The sequence below is a fragment of the Mycobacterium sp. NGS59 genome, from assembly GCF_059812345.1.
The window spans coordinates 1-19,493 of sequence record NZ_JCALCN010000036.1 but is presented as its reverse complement, the minus strand read 5'-3'; the positions used below and the strand labels follow the sequence as shown (position 1 = coordinate 19,493).

Sequence of the window (19,493 nt, the reverse complement as noted above, 5' to 3'; positions counted from 1 at the left end):
CCCGGTGAGGGTCAACCTCGAATTGGTCCGCGAGACGCAGGGCGACCGGGCCGCGGCGGCCGGTGACCGCAGCCGCGCCGACGAACGTTACGCAAGCGCGCTGACCGTCGTCGGCGATGCACCGGAAGCATGCTTCGCAGGCAATACCGACCCGAACAAGCAGCGGCGAGACATCCGCAACGACGCCGCGAATCGATTGGCGGCCAAGAGGACTGGACTGTCGGCACCACCGGCGCCCGCCCCGCCGCCCCCGCCGGCGGTGCCGTTGGCGCCGCCTGCCGCACCACCGCCGGTATTCGCCCCCGACGGCAGCGAGATCCCGCCGCGCCGACTCGACCCGGGCAACGGCGATCCCCTCGACAAACTCCGGCAAGTGCTGCAGGACGCGGCCGGGGCAGCGCCGCCCGGCAATCCAACGTGAGCGTTCCGCCGGTCCACACAACAAGACGCGGGCTCCGAGTTCCTCTCGGAACGGGCCCGCGTCTGCTGTGTGGTCGTTGTTTCGACCTGGCACCGGTCGGTGCGGTGGGTGGCGAGCGCGCCGGCGACGACAGCGCGAGCAGAGCGCACGCCCGGGGGAGGGGGGTCCTGACCTGCACGGCCGCCGGTGCAGGCGCGCATGCGATACGGCCGGCCGCGAAGCCGGCGGTCGTGATCGTGACCGGTAGTGCGAACAGAACGAGCAGCGCCACGAGGACGAAGCCGTACTCTGCGGTGCGATCGCGGGTCGGCGGGACCGAAGGCGGTCGCGTGGGCGAGGCCGGGGTGGACAAGGCCGCGCCTACCGGGGCGTCGCGGAGTCCGTCGGCCACGGGATCCGGTGCTGCGGGCGGCGCGGGTTTCTCCGCCTCGATCATCGCCGCGACGACCGTCTCCGCGTAGAGGTCGGCACCTTCCCGGGGTTGCGGGTGGATGTGGTCTGCGTAGAGCAGGTCCTCGTGGCCGCTGACGGCGCTCTGCCAATCGATCAGGTGGACGTTGGCGCGGTGGGTGAAGGTCGCGTCGGTCAGGATCTGGTTGACCTGGTCGGTCCAGGACCGGTCGTGCAGATACAGGTTGACCAGGAAGACCTTGCGGTCCGGGCCGATGGTTTCCAGGAGCGCTTCCAAGAGGTCGGGCGTGAAGGGGCCGTTGGTGCCCAATCCCAGCAGGACCACCGGACGCAGCGAACCGTTGGCGGCGAGGGAGCCGATGATGCCTGGAGCCGCCTGCATGGCGCGGTTGGTGGCCGCGTCGATCCGGATGCCGGGCAGCCGCTCACGCAGCGCAAAAGACGAGGCCAGCATCACCGAGTCGCCCACCGCAGTGATTTGGTCGCCGGGCGGGGGACCGATCGGTTCCGGCGGTGACGACGGGCGCGCCTCAGGTGCGGCTGGCGCGTCGGCGACGGGCGCCGGCGTAACCGGGGTCGACACACCGGGATCCGCAACGGGCGTCGACGCCTCTTGCGCCGCGAGGGCGTCGGCCAGCTGCTTGTCCAGCCCGGTCGGCGCCGGGGTGGGCGCCCACACCAGCGCGGACGCTACGAACACCGATGCGGCGGCCAGCGCGGCTGCCACCAGCCTGCTGCCGGTACGCCCGCCGGGCACCGTGCGCCAGCCGGCCTGCACCGCGCCGCGGTACCCGAGGCGCAGGACGGGCCTTTCGATCCAGCGGTACGAACCCGCGGCCAACAGCGTCGCGACGGTCACCTCCACCCCGGCGACCAGAAGCGTCCGCTGCCCGCAGATGCGGTCCCCGAGCACGAAGACCGGCCAATGCCACACGTACAAGCCATAGGACCGGGCACCGAGCCAGCACACCGAGGGTCGCGACAGCAACCGGCCGATCAGGGTGCGGCCGTGTCCCGCCCCGACGATGAGCAGCGCACTGGCTGCCGAGACGGCGACGATACCGCCCTGGTAGGTCAGCGAACCGTTCTCGTCCAGCAACCAGTAGGCCAGGGCTATCACGGCCAGGCCGAGCCGGGCCGATGCGCCGGTGAGCGCCGTCCGGCGCGCCGACCAGTGCACTCCTGACGCCGCCGGCCAGACGGCGGCCAACACGGCGCCGCCGAACAGCCCGGCGCTGTGAGTAGCCGTGCTGTAGTAGATCGGCGAGGGATCGGTGGCGGGCTGATACAGCAGAGCCATTGCTGTCGCGGAGGCAACCGCACCCAGTCCGGCGACCACCGCGACCGCCCGGGCACCGGGTCTTCGGCGATACCAGCACAGCACCGCCACGACGATCGCGGGCCAGACCAAGTAGAACTGTTCCTCCACCGCCAGCGACCACAGGTGCTGCAGCAACGACGGCGGCCCGAACTTGGCGAAGTACGACTGGTGTTCGCTGATCTGCACCCAGTTGCTGGTGAAGGTCAGCGCACCCGAGACCTCGGTGCGCAGCGCGTGCAACAACGAGCGGTCGACCAGCGCGGTCACGCCGACGACGACGAACAGCATCGGCAACAACGGCGACAGAATCCGGCGGGCCCGCCGAATCCAGAACTGGCGCAGGCTGATTCGACCGGTGTCCGCGCGCTCGGCGAGCAGTAGCCGAGTGATCAGAAACCCGCTGATCACGAAGAACACGTCGACGCCGAGATAGCCGCCGGGCAGCCATGCCGGATTGACGTGATACAGCACGACCGCACTGACCGCGAGAGCCCGCATGCCGTCGATCCCGGGCAGCTTGCCCGGACGCGAGCGCGTCGACGCCGGAGCAGCGGACCCGGCCCCCACCCGCGTGGAGCATGAGATCGTCGCCACTGTTGGTCGGCTCCCCGCTGCCGCTTACCAATTCGAAGTTGTCTTCGAGTGAGCTAGGCTAGCCGATCCGACGCGCAGTGGCAGGTATTTGAGCGTCCGCGGCGTCGTTGGCTACGCCGGTTCCTCGACGTCCATCTCGGTCAACACCCGCCGCAGCAGTTTTCCGGTCGCGTTGCGGGGTAGCTCCTCGATGAACACCACATCGCGCGGCACCTTGTGGCGAGCCAGGTTGTTCTTCACATACTGCTTGATCTCCGTCGGGTCCTGGCTGGCACCCGGCTCGGAAACGATGAAGGCGCGCAACCGCTTTCCGAACTCGACGTCGTCGACACCGACCACCGCCACCTCGGCGACGTCGGGGCGTTCCTCGAGCAGATTCTCCACCTCCTGCGGGAAGACATTCTCACCGCCGGACACGATCATGTCGTCGTCGCGGCCGTCGACGAACAGCAACCCGTTCTCGTCGATGTGGCCCATGTCACCGCTGGACATGTAGCCGTCGATGATCTGCTTGTTGCGGCCGTCGGTGTAGCCCGAGAAGGGTGCGCCGTTGCGGACAAAGATGCGGCCGCGACGGTTCGAACCCTCGATCCGGCGGTCGTTTTCGTCGTACAACACCACCTCGCACGTCAGCGGCGCGCGACCGGCAGTGCCGGGTGCGGCACGGAGTTCTGCGGGGGTGGCCACGCTCGCGATGGCGCACTCGGTGGAGCCGTACATGTTGTAGAGAACGTCGCCGAAGGTGTCCTGCACGCGGGTGGACAACTCGGGACTCAGCGCCGACCCGGCGATCAGGATCACTTTCAGCGACGAGGTGTCGTACTTCCCGAGGACGTCGGGACCCAGCTCCACCATCCGGTGCAGCATCGTCGGGACCGCAACCAACATGTCGGCTCGGTGATCGGCGATGAGCTTCAGCGTGGCTTCGGCCTTGAACCGCCGCAGGGTCACCACTTTGTTGCCCAATGCCGCACCGACCGTGTAGGTGGCCCAGCCGGTGCTGTGGAAGATCGGCGAGACGATGACCATGGTTCCCTTGCGCGGGAACGGGATTCGGTCGACGATCTGGGCGGTCGCCAGCGGATTCACCGTGTCGCGCGGCGCGCCCTTGGGCAGGCCGGTCGTGCCGCTGGTCAAGATGACCGAGCCGCCGGATTTGGTCGGCGGCGGCAGCGGGTCGGTGGAATTCGCGGCGACGATGTCGTCCAGCGTGTGTGCCGCCGCGGGCAGCTCCGCGCCCTCGTCCACCCAGGTCAGCACGCGCGGCAGCTCGGGGGGCAGGGCGTCGAGCAGACCGAGGAATTCGCTGTCGTGCAGCACCACGCTGACGCCCTCGCGCTGGCAGACCTCGGCGAATTGCGGTTTGGCGAAGCCGGTGTTCATCAGCACCATGCGGGCGCCGATCTTCCCGCAGGCCGCCATCGTGATGATCAAGCCGCGGTGATCGCGACACAACAGCCCGACGACCGAGCCGGCGGCGACACCGAGCGACTGCAGACCGTGCGCCAGAGCCCAGGACTGGTCGTCGACCTCCTGGTAGGTCAGCGTCCCGCGTTCGTCGACAATCGCCGGCAGCGTCGGATACCTGCGGCCACCCAGGATGGTCATGGTGGCCTGCGGACCGTAGACGCGCGACAGCTTGCCGCCCTGAATCGTCGAATTCAGGTCTTTCAGGTCGATGATGCCGGTATCGGTGAGTCGTTTGACCGCCCGTCCGGCCTCGCTGATGTGCTGCAGCTTCTGCCGGATGCCGGTCAGTGCGCTGGCCATTGGCCCCTCCTCGACGAAAAGTTCGCGACAACGGAGGTTGTCGGTCCGTAGGCTATACCTGCCGCCGCCCGTGCCGCGACGCCATCTGACCCACCCATAGACTGACCCTTCGTGGGCATGCTTTTCGGCTTTGCGCCGTGGATCGTCTATTGGGTCCTGGTCGGTAACGTCCCATTCATCACCGCGGTGTCGATCGCGCTGCTGATGGCCGTCGCGGTTCTCGCGGTCGGGCGGGCCACCGGCAAACCCGGTCAATCGCTCGAAATCGGTGCCGTCGCAACGTTTGTGGTGTTGGTGGTGCTGGCCGTCACGGTTGGCGACACCTTCATGGAGCGCTGGATTCAACCGCTCAGCAACGCGGGCATCTTCCTGGTGACGCTGGTCGGTGTGCTGATCGGCAAGCCGTTCGTGCGCGAGTTCGCCGCGGCCGAGCAGCCCCCGGATGTCGTGAACACCGCGCTGTTCCGGCGGATCACCACCATCCTGACCTGGGTCTGGGTCGCCGCGTTCGCCGGGATGACGGTGTCGTCGGCGATCCCGCCGATCGTGCAGGACGGCGCGACGATCCTGGACACCAAGACCACGCTGTCGTTCACCTTCTACTGGGTCGTCCCGTTCGTGTTGCTGGGCGCGGCGGCGTTGGCATCGCGTTTCCTGCCCGAACGGATGCTGGCCGGAATCGACGACATCGCCCGGGAAACATCCTTCGTGGCCTACGACGAGGCCACCATCGACGAGCTCTACTACCTGGCCCAGGAGCACGCCAACCGGGAGGTCGGCCCCGGCAAGGAGGCCTACAACGTCAAAGTCGGCGGGATGGGCACGCCACTGACCGGCGACGAGTCCCGAAAGTCGTGGCCCTCGACGTACAAGGTGCGGGACAAGAAGCGCTAGCGGCGCAGCTGAGCCGCCGTGTCTACTAATTCACCACGACACGCTATTCGACACTGTGATATACGCCTCTTTTCGGCGGCAATAATTAAGAACTTCTTATTTAACGATCAGCACGCGTGTCAATAAATTATTAGCCATAAGCAGGCGGAAGCTTGTTGTGGAGGCGTTTTGTTGTTTGCTAGGCACGTACGGCCGGGACCCCGCTTTGGGCTCACCTGAGCAAATACTAAGCCAGGAAGTGTGACCCAGATAACAGCGCCGAATTTGCATTCTATTCGGCAGAAATTCGACCACTAGAATGGCTGATTAACGCATTAAACCCATGATGCCGTCATGCGCATCAACCGGAAGCCGGTGTCACCCAGGTGGGCGCGACGCACGCCGGCCTCGAGGTCCGACGAACGACAGTAAGGCGGTGCCAACGTGAGTTTCGTGAGCAGCAGGAACGGCGAATTGATTCAGCACGCGGCGGCCGCCGAGCCGGTGACCGTCCAGATCCCGGTGAACAACGGCCCCATCAGCGGCATCGCCGCCAGCCCCGACGGCAGCAGGCTGCTGGTGACCAACTACGGCGGCGCCAGCGTCTCGGTCATCGACACCGGCCATTACCGCGTGGTGCAGACCATCCGCGGCGTCGACGAGCCGTTCGCCCTGGCCGTGGACGCCGCTGACCGCGCCTACGTGTCCAGCGTGGCGAACGCCTACGACGCGATCCAGGTCATCGATGTGCTCACCGGCGACGTGGTCGCCACCCACCCGGTGGCCCTCAGTGTCAGCGACCTCGCGGCCGGCGCGGACGGCAAGCACCTCTACATCGGCCGAAACGGCGCCCGCAACGCCGACGTCGCCGTCATGGACACCGCCACCGGGCACGTGCAGGTGATCGACATCGCGACCACCCCGGGCACCACCACCGAATGCGTCCGGGTCAGTCCGGACGGGACGCGCGTGTACGTCGGCGTCAACGGCCCGTCCGGGGGGCAACTGGTCGTCATCGACACCGGCGCAGAACTGGAAGAATCCGGTCGGCGTTCGCGGTGGCGCCGCAGGAACAAATCCCGCGGCAACAGCGAGCCGGCGGTGATCGCCACCATCGAAATCGGGCTGGCCGTGCGCGACGTCGCCGTCAGCCCCAACGGCGCGCTGGCCTACGTCGCCAGCAGCGGTCCGGAGTTCGCCGTCGTCGACGTTGTCGACACCCGCACCAACAAGATCACCGGCACCCGCAAGGTGGCCGAGGTCAGCGGCATCCTCACCCGACTCACCCTCAGCGGTGACGGCGAACGGGCCTACTTGGTCAGCGACGACAGCGTCACCGTCCTGTGCACGCTCACCCAGGACGTCGTCGAATCGCTGAAGGTCGCGGCTGAGCCGTCCTGCGTGGTGGAAAGCCCGGACGGTCGGTACCTGTATGTCGCCGACTACTCCGGCTCCGTCCTGGTGGCGCCGATCGCCTCGGAGGCCGGCTTCGAGCAGGCCGCGCTGGAAAGTGCGCACTCGACGGATCTGTTCGTCCCCGACGTGCTGCGCTACGACGCCGCGCTGGTCTGACGGCCCTCGGGCCGAGGTTTCTCGTCGCGCGGCGCGGCGATAGCATTCGCGCAGGAGATGAGGCGGTGCTGCGCCGCGACGCGTGAGGCGGTACATCGATGTACAGCACGATGCAGGATTTCCCGCTGACGATCACCGCGATCATGCGGCACGGGTGCGGAGTCCACGGATCGCGGGAAGTCATCACGGCCACGGGTGGGGGTTACCGCAACACCACCTACCGCGAACTGGGCCGGCAGGCTGCCCGGCTGGCAAACGCGTTGCGCCGCATCGGCATTACCGGCGATCAGCGGGTGGCCACCTTCATGTGGAACAACGCCGAACATCTCACGGCGTACCTCGCGGTGCCCTCGATGGGGGCGGTGCTGCACACGCTGAACATCCGGCTGTTCGCCGAGCAGATCATCTACGTGGCCGGCGAAGCCGAGGACCGCGTGCTGTTGGTCGACCTGTCGCTGGCCGAGTTGTTGGCGCCGGTGCTGTCCGAACTCGACACCGTGCACACCGTCATCGCGGTGGGCGACGGTGACACCGCGGTGCTGGAAGAGTCCGGCAAAACGGTGGTGCGCTATGCCGACGTGATCGACGGCGAGTCAACGGAATTCGACTGGCCGTCGCTCGACGAGAACTCCGCGGCCGCCATGTGCTACACCAGCGGCACCACCGGACACCCCAAAGGGGTTGTTTACAGCCATCGTTCGAGCTTCCTGCACACCATGGCGACGTGCACCACCAACGGCATCGGGGTGGGGTCCAGTGACCGGCTGCTGCCGGTCGTGCCGATGTTCCACGCCAATGCATGGGGTCTGCCGTATGCGGCGCTGGCAGCCGGCGCCGATCTGGTGCTGCCCGATCGGCACCTCGACGCCCCGTCGTTGGTCCACATGGTCGAACACCTGCGCCCGACGCTGGCCGGCGCGGTGCCGACCATCTGGAACGACGTCATGCATCATCTCGAGCGCAACCCCGGCCATGACATGTCCTCGTTGCGCCTGGTCGCCTGCGGCGGATCGGCCGTCCCGGAATCGCTGATGCGCACTTTCGAGGACAAGCACAACGTGCAGATCCGACAGCTGTGGGGGATGACCGAAACGTCGCCGCTGGCGTCGATGGCCTGGCCGCCGCCCGCGACGCCGGACGAGGAGCACTGGGCCTTCCGGGTCACTCAGGGCCAACCGGTGTGCGGCGTGGAAACCCGCATCGTCGACGACGACGGCCGGGCGCTGCCCCATGACGGTAAAGCGGTGGGGGAGTTGGAAGTTCGCGGGCCGTGGATCACCGGCTCGTACTACCTGAACCAGGACGAGTCCAAGTTCGACTCCGGATGGTTGCGCACCGGCGACGTCGGGCGCATCGACGAGCAGGGCTTCATCACCCTGACCGACCGCGCCAAGGATGTCATCAAATCCGGCGGCGAATGGATCTCGTCGGTCGAACTGGAGAATTGTCTGATCGCGCACCCCGACGTGGTGGAGGCCGCCGTCGTCGGCGTCCCCGACGAACGCTGGCAGGAACGTCCGCTGGCCGTCGTCGTCGCCCGGGAGGGGGCCGACCTCACCGCGGGTGAACTGCGAAAATTCCTGTCGGACAAGGTGGTTCGTTGGTGGCTGCCCGACCGGTGGACCTTTGCCGAAAAAATCCCCCGCACCAGCGTCGGCAAGTACGACAAGAAGACCATCCGGTCGCGCTACGCCGAGGGCGCCTACGATGTGACCGAGGTGCGCGACTAGACACCGCGAGCAGACGCAGACTCGCACAATTTCGTGCTCGACAGTGCGATTCTGTGTCTGCTCGTGGCCGGAAAGAGGGGGATATGACCCAGCCCGTTACCGTCGAGCAGTCCCGAGCGATACCCGTCTCGGTCGAGGATGCCTTCGCCGGCACGATGCCGATCTCGCTGCCGCACGTCTGTTCTCAGTGGTACGGGGCGATCCCGCCCATCAAAGCGGTGCGCGACCAAACCGGCGATTGGGACTCGGTTGGACAGACCCGCACCATTCTGATGGTCGGTGGCGGTCGCGTACACGAGGAGCTGACCAGCGTCGACCCGCCGCATTCGTTCGGCTACACACTGTCGCGAGTCAGCGGTCCGTTGGCGGCCCTGGTCAGTTCGGTCGACGGCAAATGGTCGTTCGCGCCGGCGGGCACCGGAACGCGGGTGAGCTGGCAATGGACGCTGCACCCGAAATCGTCGGCGACGGCGCCGCTGCTACCGCTGTTCGGCAAGATGTGGAAGGGCTACGCGCGCGTGGTCTTAGAAAAACTGTCCGCGCAGCTGGTGCATTGAACTCATGTGTCGACTCTTCGGCCTGCATGCCGGCACAGAGGTTGTGACGGCGACCTTCTGGTTACTCGACGCACCCGACAGTCTCGAGACGCAGAGCCGCAAGAACCCCGACGGCACGGGACTGGGACTATTCGACGAACGCGGCCGGCCACAGCTGCACAAGGAACCGATAGCGGCCTGGCAGGACCGGGATTTCGCCACCGAGGCGCATAGTCTGTCCGGTACGACGTTCATCGCCCACGTCCGCTACGCGACGACGGGATCCCTGGACGTGCGCAACACCCACCCGTTCCTGCAGGACGGCCGGATCTTCGCGCACAACGGCATGATCGAGGGTCTCGACGTCGTCGACGAACGGCTGCGGGAACTCGGCACCCACGACCTGGTGCTGGGCCAGACCGACTCCGAGCGGGTGTTCGCCTTGATCACCGGATACATCCGAGCCCAAAAAGGCGACGTGACAAGCGGTTTGGTCGACGCCGTCGGCTGGCTGGCGACGAACGTGCCGATCTATGCGCTCAACATCCTGCTGTGCATGGGCACCCAGATGTGGGCATTGCGGTACCCGCAGACCCACCAGCTGTTCATGCTGGACCGGCGCCACGACGGCCGACCCGATTTCGACATGTCCACCAGCAGGATCCACGCCCAGAGCGAGACGCTCACCCAGACTTCGGCGGTGGTGTTCGCCACCGAGCCGATGGACGACGACGACCGCTGGTGCCTGCTCGACCCGGGTGAGCTGGTCTACGTCGACACCGACCTGCAGATCACCCGCAATCTGGTGTTCCCGGATCCGCCCCGACACCTGGTGCGCAGGGACGATCTCACTCAGCCGGTCTTCCGCGCCCAGCACGCGATGCCGGGCACGCGGCACCTTCCCTAACCCCGGCTGGCAGAGTAGTTGCAATGTCCTCCCGACGCGCACTTGTCCTGGCCGGTGGTGGAGTTGCGGGAATCGCCTGGGAGACAGGCGTTCTCTGCGGCATCGCCGACGAATCGCCGGACGCGGCGCGGCTGTTGCTGGAATCCGACGTGTTGGTCGGCACGTCGGCGGGGTCGACGGTGGCAGCTCAGATCAGCAGCGGGAGCACGCTGGCCGAGCTGTTCGACCGGCAAGTGGCGGAGACGTCGGCCGAGATCGACCCCGGCGTCGACATCGACTCGATCACCGCGCTGTTCCTGGACGCGCTGCGCGAGCCGGGTGCCTCCAAGGCGCAACGGCTGCAGCGGATCGGCGCGGTGGCGCTGGCCACCCGGACCGTGCCCGAGGCCGTGCGCCGGGAGGTGATCGCGCACCGGCTGCCGTCGCACCAATGGCCGCAGCGCGACGTGCGGATCACCGCGATCGACACCGAAACCGGGGGCCTGGTGATCTTCGACCGCGACTCCGGAGTCGAGTTGGTGGACGCGGTGGCGTCCAGCTGCGCGGTGCCCGGGGCGTGGCCGCCGGTGACGATCGACGGCCGGCGCTACATCGACGGCGGCGTCAACAGCACGGTCAACGTCGGTGTCGCCGACGACTGCGACGCGATAGTGGTGCTGGTGCCCGCCGGCGCGGACGCTCCGTCACCGTTCGGTCCGGGACCCGCCGCCGAGATCGCCGCGTTCCCCGGCACTGCGCTGAGTGTGTTCGCCGACGAGGAGTCCCTGACGGCATTCGGGCCCAACCCGCTCGATCCGCGTTGCCGGATCGGGTCGGCGCGGGCCGGGCGCGAACAGGGACGCCGCGAGGCCGGAGCGGTCGCGCGTTTCCTCGGCGTCGCCGAATAGTCAGCGGGTCTCGACCGCGTTCCGATCCTGCTCGTCGTCGCCGGAGTTCTCGAACGCATCCAACGCGCGGGTCGCCAGCGCGCGACCAGCGTCGATCACCTCGACGGCACGGTGGAACTCCAGGCTGCGGCAGGTGGTACGCGGTACCTCGATCAGCAGGTCGGGCGGATAGGCCGCCAACGTGTGGCGGGCCAGTGCGGACTGGGCGATGTCTATCGTCCGGTTCATCACGTCGAAACCGCCCAGCTTCGGGATCTCCGGCGCATCGACATCGTCGTCGTCGCATTGGTCGACCGCGTCGGCTTCGTCCTCCAGATCCGGGACGGTCGCCCCGAACCGGCTCAACATCGCGCGCGCCGTGGGACGGTCCAGCAGTGCCTTGGCGGCGCTGGTGTCGAACAACGCGGTGGTGCTGCGCAGCATGCGGTTCAGCCACTCTGCGGTCACACCCGGTTCGGCGTCGCGGGTGGCACCCGGCTCGCTGCCGTTGAGGCTCACCGCGATGGTCAGGTCGGAGTTGATGGCAGCGATCGGCGCCATCGGCAACGGGTCCAGGATGCCGCCGTCGGCGAGCAGACGGCCGTCGATCTCGTGCGGCGCAATCACACCCGGTATCGCGATGGACGCCCGGATGGCTTCGTCGACGGGACCACGCTGAAACCACACCGACTTGCCGGTCAGTAGGTCAGTGGCAACCGCGGTGTAGGGGACGTCCAATTCCTGGATGGTGACCGGACCCAGGATGTCGCGCACCGCGTCCAGGATCTTCTCGGCCCGCAGCACCCCCGCCGCCGTCAACGACGGGTCGAGCAGGCGCAGAATCGTGCGCTGGGTGAGGGACTTGGCCCAGTCGGCGAGTTCGTCGAGCCGTCCGGCCGCCTGAACGCCGCCGACCACCGCGCCCATCGACGAGCCGGCGATCCCGACTATTTCGTAACCGCGTTCTTCTAGCGCCTGGATCACCCCGATGTGGGCGTAACCGCGGGCGCCGCCGCTGCCCAGCGCCAACGCGACGCGAGCGCCGGACGATCCGCGCGGACGAACGGAATTCGGACCGGCCATGGCCTCATTCTGCTTGGCGCGGCCCGCACCGGCAGAACCGGCCAAGGGTTTCTTGCACCCCTGATCGGAATTCGAAAGTCAGCCTCAACCGCATTCGCCGCGGGCGCCTGCCAGCTGCCGGCAACGCCGGACGCGGACCTCTGGACCATCGCCAGGTACGGCTCGATGGCGGCCTCGCCGGTACTGCCCTGGGCGTCCATCCACACCTTGGCGGCATGGCAGGCCTGGAAATACTCCTCTTCGGTGGATTCCGCGGGCGCGTCGACCCGGGTCGTCACACCGGCGGGGGAGACGCCGATCGCTCCGGCGGGCAGCGAACTGGACGCGGGCGACGACGGCGCCGACGAAGAACCGGCATTGCCGCCGCTGCCGCCGCCCGAGCAGCCGGCCACGACGGCCGAAACGACGACCACTGCGCACAGCACTACCGACCGCGCTGAGAGGTGTCTGCGTCGGCACACGCCACCCAATCTATGCAACACTTTCCCCGTGTTGGAGCGGTTCGGACTTTGCGAGTGTTGTCGGCCCTGACGCCGCCGCTTGCCCCAGCCGTTTCCCACTCCGGAGTTCTGTCCCATGGCTCTGCCTCTTTCGCAGTCTCTTTCCCGTCCCTTCTCCGCCCCCGCTGCCGCGCTGGCCGTTCCCTACCCCGGGCCCACCCGGCTTCGGGTGCCGGATCTGCTGCATGCCACCGATCAGGCCGCGGACGACGTGCTCAGTGGGCGCTGCGACCACCTGTTGCCCGCGGGCGGCGTGCCCGAGAACGACCGTTGGTTCGTCCGCATCCACGGTGACGAGGAACTCGACCTCTGGCTGATCAGCTGGGTCCCCGGGCATGCGACCGAACTGCACGACCACGGCGGTTCGCTCGGCGCGCTAACGGTGCTTGCCGGGTCGCTCAACGAGTTCCGTTGGGACGGTAGAAAATTGCGTCGTCGGCGGCTCGACGCCGGCGATCAGGCCGGTTTCCCGCTGGGCTGGGTGCACGACGTGGTGTGGGCGCCGCGACCGGCCGCCTCGTCGCCTCCGCTGGAGCCGACCCTGAGCGTGCACGCATACTCCCCCCCGCTGACCGCCATGTCGTATTACGAAGTGACCGAACGCAATACGCTGCGCCGGCAGCGCACCGAACTGACCGATCAGCCCGAAGGGCCAGGATGAGCCGGATCGACCGGGTACTGGACGCGGCCCGCCAACGGTATCGCCGACTGCCCGCCGATGAGCTGCCCGAGGCGTTGCGACGCGGCGCGGTGCTCGTCGACATCCGGCCGGCCGCCCAGCGCGCCCGCGAAGGCGAGGTTCCCGGCGCGCTGGTGATCGAACGCAACGTCCTGGAATGGCGCTGCGACCCGACCAGCGACGCCCGCCTGCCGCAGGCCGTCGGCGACGACGTCGAGTGGGTGATCCTGTGCTCGGAGGGCTACACCTCGAGCTTGGCGGCCGCCGCACTGCTGGACCTGGGTCTGCATCGCGCGACCGACGTGGCGGGCGGCTATCACGCGCTGGTCGCCGCCGGCGTGCTGGACCTCGCAGCCGGCTAGTTGTCGCCGGACGGCCCTTCCAGCGTCACATTGGCGTGCAGCAGCGGTCGCAGCCGTTCGGTCTTGTCCTGCGTCCATCCCGGCGGCGACAACACCGCGGCCCAACCGTCGGCGCAGTTGGCGACGTAGCGGTGGCCATGCCCGTCGGGAACGTCGACCGCAACCGCCATGTCGGCGGATACCTGCAAGAACGTGATGAACGGGATCCAGCGCATGGCGGGCAGCACGTCGGAGCCGGGTGTTTCCTTCAGCCAGTCCGGTTCTTTGAACAACAGGTTGGGGGTCCACCAGGCGATGGGATCGGAGGCGTGCTGCAGATAGACAACCCGCGGTCGGCCCCACTCGGCTTTGGGCCGGTCCAGATCCTGTTGCTGCGCAACGAATCTCACATTGTGACCGTCGTCGTATATCGGTAACCATTGCGGCGAACCGCGATCCCGGGTCGCGGTCAGCTGGGTCCAGATCGTGTTCTGGAACGTCGGTCCGCTGAACAGGGCGCCGTCGGTGCGGGCCAGGACGTTGTTGAGGCTCATGAACGGCGCCTCACCGCCGAATGATCCGAGGCTCTCACCGAACACGACGAGTTTGGGGCGCTTGAACTCCGGCAGCTGCTTGATCAGCTTGTCGACGGCCTCGAACAGTGCCTGCCCGGCGTGCCGGGCGTTCTCCTTGTCCACCAGGAACGACAACCAGCTCGGCAGGAACGAGTACTGCATGCTGACGATCGCGGTGTTGCCGTTATACATGTACTCCAGCGCCGAAGCCTCCGCCTCGTTGATCCATCCGGTGCCGGTGGTGGTGGCCACCGCGACGACGGCGCGTTGCAGGCCGCCGGTGCGCATCAGCTCGCGCGCCGCCAGATCCGCGGTCGCGTCGATGCCGTCCGCGGATTTCAGGCCCGCGTAGGCCCGGATCGGCACAGTGGCCGGAGCGCCGTTGAATGCGGCGAGCTTTCTCGTCGACGGTCCGCCCTGGACGAAGAGCCGGCCCTGATGTCCCAACGACTCCCACGAAACCAGCGAGCCCGGACCGCCGGAGCGCAGGTTGGTTCGCGGGGGAGCGGTGTCGGGATCCATCTCGTTGTTGACCGACGAGAAGGTGCCGTTCATGGATCTCATCGCGAACTTGAGGACCACGCCGTTGAGCAGGCTGATGGTCAGCACCGTGAGTCCGATGGTCACGATGGCCGCCGACACGCGAAACGGCGCGATCCGATCCACTTGTGCCACAAGACCTCTGACCAGCCATCGAATGAGCTTGCCGATTTCCACCAGGGTGAACAGCACGATCATCGACAGTGCGGCGGTGTAGGGGTACTCGTACCATTTCAGGTGCGGTACTCCCATCAGGTCCCGCACGTCGTCCTGCCACACGTGGAACCGGATGGCCATCACGACCACTCCGATCGCACCGACCACGAGCAGCGGCGGCCACGCCCAGCCCGGTGCCGGGGCGGTGGTGTTCTGCGAACGCATGTAGCGGACCAGCCAGACGGTGAAAACGCCCAGCCCGTAACCGATTGCGCCGGAGACGCCGCTGACCACGCCCTGGAACAGCGGACCGCGGGGCAGTAGCGACGGCGTCAGCGACAACCACAGGAAGATCAGGCCCAGCAGGGTCCCGGTGTAGGTGTAGTTGCGGACCCACCACCGTCCGTGCACCAGCGGCGGCGCCAGGTCCCTATCGAGGTCGCTTGGCTCGTCGTCGGTCGCGACGGTGGCGGTACCGCTCATCGGTGGGTGAAATCGGGCGGGCGCTTCTCGATGAAGGCCGCCATGCCCTCGGACTGATCGTCGGTGGCGAACAGCGAGTGAAAAAGCCTGCGCTCGTTGAGAAGTCCCTCGGCCAGCGTCGATTCGAATGCCCGGTTGACGGCCTCTTTGGCCATCTGCGCGGACGGCAGCGACATCTGCGAGATGGTCGTGGCGACTGCCTTGGCCTCGGTCAGCAAGTCGTCGGCGGGAACCACTCGCGAAACCAGTCCGCTGCGCTCGGCTTCGGCGGCGTCGATGGTCCTTCCGGTCAAGATGAGGTCCATCGCCTTGGCCTTGCCGATCGCGCGGGTCAACCGCTGCGAGCCACCCATGCCCGGGATGACACCCAGCTTGATCTCCGGCTGGCCGAATTTCGCGGTGTCGGCGGCGATCAGCAGGTCGCACATCATCGCCAGCTCGCAACCGCCGCCGAGGGCGTATCCGGCTACCGCGGCGATCGTCGGGGTGCGCACGGCGGCCAGCTTGCCCCAGGGAGCGAAGAAGTCGGCCCCGAACGCGTCGGCGAAGGACAGATTGGCCATCTCCTTGATGTCGGCGCCCGCGGCGAACGCCTTGGCCGAACCGGTGATGACGATCGCACCGATGCCCGGGTCGGCATCCAATTCGGCTGCGGCACTGGTGACTTCACCCATCACCTGGCTGTTGAGCGCGTTCAGTGCCTTGGGCCGGTTCAGGGTGATGATGCCGACGCGTTCGTCGCGGTCGACGAGGATGGTCTCGTACGTCATCTTTGCCTCTCTAGAAACTCAGGTCGTCGTCCAGGGGCGCGAAATAGGCCGCGACGTCGGCGACCGTCACCTCGTCCAACCTCGCCGGCGACCACTTCGGGTTGCGGTCCTTGTCGACCAGTTGTGCGCGGATGCCTTCGACGAAATCGTGCGAACGCAGCGACGCCGAGGACACCCGATAGTCCTGCACCAGAACGTCTTCCAGCGTCTCCAGTTCACCGGCGCGGCGAACCGCTTCGAACGTCACCGACAGCGCGATCGGGGAGCGGGTGGCGATCAGGTCCGCGGCCTTGTTGGCCTCTGCCGCGTCGTGGCTTCGCAGCGCGGCGACGATATCTGCGACGGTGTCGGCCGAATAGCACTCGTCGATCCATTCACGTTGTGCCGCAAGACCACTCGGTGGAGGTTCGACGGCGTGGTGGGCGAGCGCGCCTTCGACGCCGTCGGTGGCGACCGCCGCGGTGAACGCGTCCAGGTCGCTGTGTGGCACGTAATGGTCGGCGAATCCCAGCGCGATGGCGTCGGCGCCGTCGAACGGTGCCCCGGTCAGCGCGGCGTGCAGGCCCAGCTTGCCCGGCGCCCGGGCCAGCAGGTAGGTGCCGCCGACGTCGGGGATGAAGCCGATGCCGACCTCGGGCATCGCGATCTTGGAGGTGTCGGTCGCCACCCGGGTATTCGCGTGGGCGCTGACCCCGACGCCGCCGCCCATCACGATGCCGTCCATCACCGCCACGTAGGGCTTGGGAAACCGGCCGATCTGTCCGTTGAGCAGATACTCGTCGCGCCAGAACCGTCGCGCCTCGACGCCGTCTTTGCGGGCGCTGTGATAGAGCGCCACCACGTCGCCGCCGGCGCACAACCCGCGCTCGCCGGCGCCGGTGAGCACCACCGCGCGCACCGCCTCGTCACGCTCCCACCGGGTCAGGACCGTGGCCAGCAACTCGACCATGTTCTGGCTCAGCGAGTTGATCGCCTTCGGCCGATTGAGGGTGACGAAGCCGACCCCGCCGTCTACTCGGGTCAGAACCTCGTCGGACTCCCCAGTTACGGCCCCAGTCACCCGCTCGTCTCCCCTCGTCGGAATACCTGGCCTACCGCGGCCACGTCGACCATGAGTTTGACCAGCAATCTAGATCGTTACTCGCTCGCCGATGCCCGCGGGGCTAAGGTTGAGGGCTATCCGGACCTTCATCCGGACTGGGTACAGGAGTCCCGGACGAACTAGACACAGCAGCTCCGCTGGGGAACCCGAGCGGACCACCAATCGTTGAGCAGTTGTTCGTCGGCTAACAGCCACATGAATCTCAGAGAGGATCCGACGGTGCGGGAGACAAGCAACCCGGTATTCCGCTCGCTGCCGAAGCAGCAGGGCGGGTATGCGCAATTCGGTCCCGGTCTGGCGCCGGGGTACCAGGGTGACCCCTACGCTCCTTACCAGCCGCAGGTGAGGCCTTCGCGCCCGCTCACCATCGATGACGTCGTCACCAAGACCGGCCTGACGCTGGCCGCCCTGTCGGCTGTCGCGGCGGTGTCGTACTTCATGGTGGCCGCTAACAAAATGCTGGCGTTTCCGTTTGTCCTGGTCGGTGGCTTGGGCGGCTTCGGATTGTTGATGTTCACGATCTTCACGGGCAGGCAGGACAAGCCGGCGCTTGTCCTGAGTTACGCCGCGTTGGAAGGTCTGTTCCTCGGCGCTTTTTCATTCCTGCTGACCTTCAATGTGAATATCGGCGGTCAGTCGCCGAATGCCGGGGTGATGATCGGCCAAGCCATCCTGGGCACGCTCGGCGTGTTCTTCGGCATGCTTGTCGTCTACAAGACGGGCGCAATTCGCGTCACGCCTAAGTTCGCCCGGATGCTTTTCGCTGCGTTGATCGGTGCGGTTGTGCTGTCGATCGGCAACCTGATCATGAGCTTCTTCACCGACGGTGCCGGCCCGCTGCGTAACGGCGGGACTATCGCGATCATCTTCTCGCTGATCTGCATCGGCATCGCCGCCTTCAGCTTCCTGATCGACTTCGACGCCGCCGACCAGATGATCCGCGCGGGGGCGCCGGAGAAGGCGGCGTGGGGAATCGCGCTGGGCCTGACCGTGACGCTGGTCTGGCTGTACACCGAGATCCTGCGCCTGCTGAGTTATTTCCAGAACGACTAGTCGATCCCCTCGACGGGCAAAGCCGGCACGCCATCGCGTGCCGGCTTTCTCTTTGTCTGGGCTCTCGCGTTGAGTCTGCGTTGAGGGCGTGGGTTACTCGCACTTTGTCGCCCTGAGCGCAGAGTCAACTGAGGTGTCGGTGCGCGCTGGCACCATTCCGTCATGAACTACGCAGGTGGACTATTCATCGGCAGTGAGGCGCTTGCCGCGGGCGAGCTGAGTAAGTACGAGCTTCGCAAGTATTACCGCGCGATCATGCCGAATGTCTACCTGGACAAAGGAGTCGAGCCGTCGTTGCGACAACGCACTGTTGCCGCGTGGCTCTGGTCGCGTCGGGAAGCGGTAATAGCCGGTGCCGCTGCATCGGCGATGCTCGGCGCCAAATGGGTTGACCACGACGCGCCAGTCGAGTTGATCTGGCGCAACGCGAGGACACCGCCGCGCGTCGTGACGCGCGATGAGTTGTTGTTAGCTGGCGAGTTCCAACGGCTGCAGGGAATGCCGGTGACGACGCCCGAGCGCACCGCCTTCGACATCGGCCGCCGCGGACCCCTCGGTCGCGCCGTTGCCAGACTCGATGCCCTTGCTGCGGCGACCGACTTCAAAGTTTCCGATGTCGAGGAGTTGGCTGCCGGCCATCGGCATACCCGCGGCTTGCGCCAACTGGAAGCCGCGCTGGGTCTGGTGGACGGCGGGGCTCAATCACCAAAGGAAACCTGGCTGCGGCTGCTGTTGATCGATGCGGGTTTCCCGAAGCCTCGCACGCAGATACCGGTGCTGGGGCCAGACGGATTGCCCCGGTACTTCCTTGACATGGGCTGGGAAGACATGATGTTGGCGGCCGAATACGACGGCGAGCAGCACTGGACCAACCCGGAACAGTACGCGTGGGACGTCGAACGCCAGGAGTACATCAACGAGGTCGGTTGGACCGTCGTCAGGGTGGTGAGTCGGCATCGGGCCGCAGATATCATTCGCCGAATGCATTGTGCCTGGGACGCGTGCTCGTTGCGTTGAGTCTGCGCTGAGGACGCCGCCTTCTCGCACTTTTGCGCCGTGGACGCAGAGTCAGCGGACGGCGGGGTCGGGAGTGCGTTGAGTCTGCGCTGAGGGTGCCGCCTTCTCGCACTTTTGTGCCCTGAACGCAGAGTCAACGGGCGGCGGGGTCGGGAGTGCGTTGAGTCTGCGCTGAGGGTGCGTCGTTCTCGCA

16 protein-coding genes and 1 pseudogene are annotated in these 19,493 nt (G+C 66.9%); 10 read left to right on the top strand and 7 right to left on the bottom strand.

The genetic code is table 11. The annotated features are described in order from the left end of the window. Positions 1–11 precede the first annotated feature (11 nt). Positions 12–2,720 carry an acyltransferase family protein gene (locus AC5Y46_RS24380; protein WP_499993557.1) on the bottom strand — a complete coding sequence of 903 codons (2,709 nt, stop codon included), beginning with the start codon at positions 2,718–2,720 and terminating at the stop codon, positions 12–14. A 138-nt stretch (positions 2,721–2,858) separates the two neighbouring features. Then, the gene (locus tag AC5Y46_RS24375) at positions 2,859–4,517 is read right to left on the bottom strand and encodes an acyl-CoA synthetase (protein ID WP_499993555.1); all 1,659 of its coding nucleotides are present in this window, start codon (positions 4,515–4,517) and stop codon (positions 2,859–2,861) included. A 111-nt stretch (positions 4,518–4,628) separates the two neighbouring features. Here AC5Y46_RS24375 and AC5Y46_RS24370 point away from each other — a divergent pair, with 111 nt between their 5' ends. From AC5Y46_RS24370 to AC5Y46_RS24345, 6 genes are all read left to right on the top strand, one after another. After that, positions 4,629–5,411, top strand: coding sequence for a hypothetical protein (locus tag AC5Y46_RS24370; RefSeq protein ID WP_499993554.1), 783 nt, complete (start codon positions 4,629–4,631; stop codon positions 5,409–5,411). Positions 5,412–5,843: 432 nt separating this feature from the next. Then, positions 5,844–6,962 carry a YncE family protein gene (locus AC5Y46_RS24365; protein WP_499993553.1) on the top strand — a complete coding sequence of 373 codons (1,119 nt, stop codon included), beginning with the start codon at positions 5,844–5,846 and terminating at the stop codon, positions 6,960–6,962. 98 nt (positions 6,963–7,060) lie between these two features. Beyond that, complete coding sequence (locus AC5Y46_RS24360) at positions 7,061–8,692, top strand: long-chain fatty acid--CoA ligase (RefSeq protein WP_499993551.1); 1,632 nt, start codon at positions 7,061–7,063, stop codon at positions 8,690–8,692. Positions 8,693–8,775: 83 nt separating this feature from the next. Next, positions 8,776–9,249, top strand: coding sequence for an SRPBCC family protein (locus AC5Y46_RS24355; RefSeq protein ID WP_499946763.1), 474 nt, complete (start codon positions 8,776–8,778; stop codon positions 9,247–9,249). Between the two features lie 4 nt (positions 9,250–9,253). After that, complete coding sequence (locus AC5Y46_RS24350; RefSeq protein WP_499993550.1) at positions 9,254–10,135, top strand: class II glutamine amidotransferase; 882 nt, start codon at positions 9,254–9,256, stop codon at positions 10,133–10,135. Positions 10,136–10,158: 23 nt separating this feature from the next. Beyond that, positions 10,159–11,022: a patatin-like phospholipase family protein gene (locus tag AC5Y46_RS24345; protein WP_499993549.1), complete on the top strand. Its 864-nt coding sequence runs from the start codon at positions 10,159–10,161 to the stop codon at positions 11,020–11,022. Here AC5Y46_RS24345 and AC5Y46_RS24340 read toward each other — a convergent pair whose 3' ends face one another. Next, entirely contained in the window at positions 11,023–12,084 is a 1,062-nt protein-coding gene (locus tag AC5Y46_RS24340) for a patatin family protein (RefSeq protein WP_499993547.1), read from the bottom strand. It abuts the gene before it with no gap. Between the two features lie 47 nt (positions 12,085–12,131). Then, positions 12,132–12,509: pseudogene (gene lpqV, locus AC5Y46_RS24335) on the bottom strand (lipoprotein LpqV); the annotation flags it as partial. 151 nt (positions 12,510–12,660) lie between these two features. Between lpqV and AC5Y46_RS24330 the strand changes: the two are divergent. Both AC5Y46_RS24330 and AC5Y46_RS24325 read left to right on the top strand, forming a co-directional pair. Next, positions 12,661–13,245, top strand: a complete 585-nt coding sequence (locus AC5Y46_RS24330) for a cysteine dioxygenase (RefSeq protein ID WP_499993545.1) — start codon at positions 12,661–12,663, stop codon at positions 13,243–13,245. Continuing rightward, positions 13,242–13,625, top strand: coding sequence for a rhodanese-like domain-containing protein (locus AC5Y46_RS24325; RefSeq protein ID WP_499946758.1), 384 nt, complete (start codon positions 13,242–13,244; stop codon positions 13,623–13,625). The genes AC5Y46_RS24330 and AC5Y46_RS24325 overlap by 4 nt, the downstream gene beginning before the upstream one ends. On the opposite strand, the gene AC5Y46_RS24320 is transcribed toward AC5Y46_RS24325, so the two are convergent. The 3 genes from AC5Y46_RS24320 to AC5Y46_RS24310 are packed head-to-tail and all read right to left on the bottom strand — an operon-like array spanning position 13,622 to position 17,188. Further along, complete coding sequence (locus AC5Y46_RS24320) at positions 13,622–15,358, bottom strand: alpha/beta hydrolase (RefSeq protein WP_499993543.1); 1,737 nt, start codon at positions 15,356–15,358, stop codon at positions 13,622–13,624. The two genes, AC5Y46_RS24325 and AC5Y46_RS24320, sit on opposite strands and share 4 nt — an antisense overlap. Then, positions 15,355–16,128 carry an enoyl-CoA hydratase gene (locus AC5Y46_RS24315; protein WP_499946756.1) on the bottom strand — a complete coding sequence of 258 codons (774 nt, stop codon included), beginning with the start codon at positions 16,126–16,128 and terminating at the stop codon, positions 15,355–15,357. Before AC5Y46_RS24315 ends, AC5Y46_RS24320 begins: the two co-directional genes overlap by 4 nt. Positions 16,129–16,138: 10 nt before the next feature. After that, positions 16,139–17,188, bottom strand: a complete 1,050-nt coding sequence (locus AC5Y46_RS24310) for an enoyl-CoA hydratase/isomerase family protein (protein ID WP_499946755.1) — start codon at positions 17,186–17,188, stop codon at positions 16,139–16,141. Between the two features lie 261 nt (positions 17,189–17,449). Here AC5Y46_RS24310 and AC5Y46_RS24305 point away from each other — a divergent pair, with 261 nt between their 5' ends. Then, positions 17,450–18,283 (top strand): Bax inhibitor-1/YccA family protein, encoded by an 834-nt coding sequence (locus tag AC5Y46_RS24305; protein ID WP_499946754.1) that lies wholly within the window; start codon positions 17,450–17,452, stop codon positions 18,281–18,283. 162 nt (positions 18,284–18,445) lie between these two features. After that, positions 18,446–19,300: an endonuclease domain-containing protein gene (locus AC5Y46_RS24300; RefSeq protein ID WP_499993541.1), complete on the top strand. Its 855-nt coding sequence runs from the start codon at positions 18,446–18,448 to the stop codon at positions 19,298–19,300. Positions 19,301–19,493 lie beyond the last annotated feature (193 nt).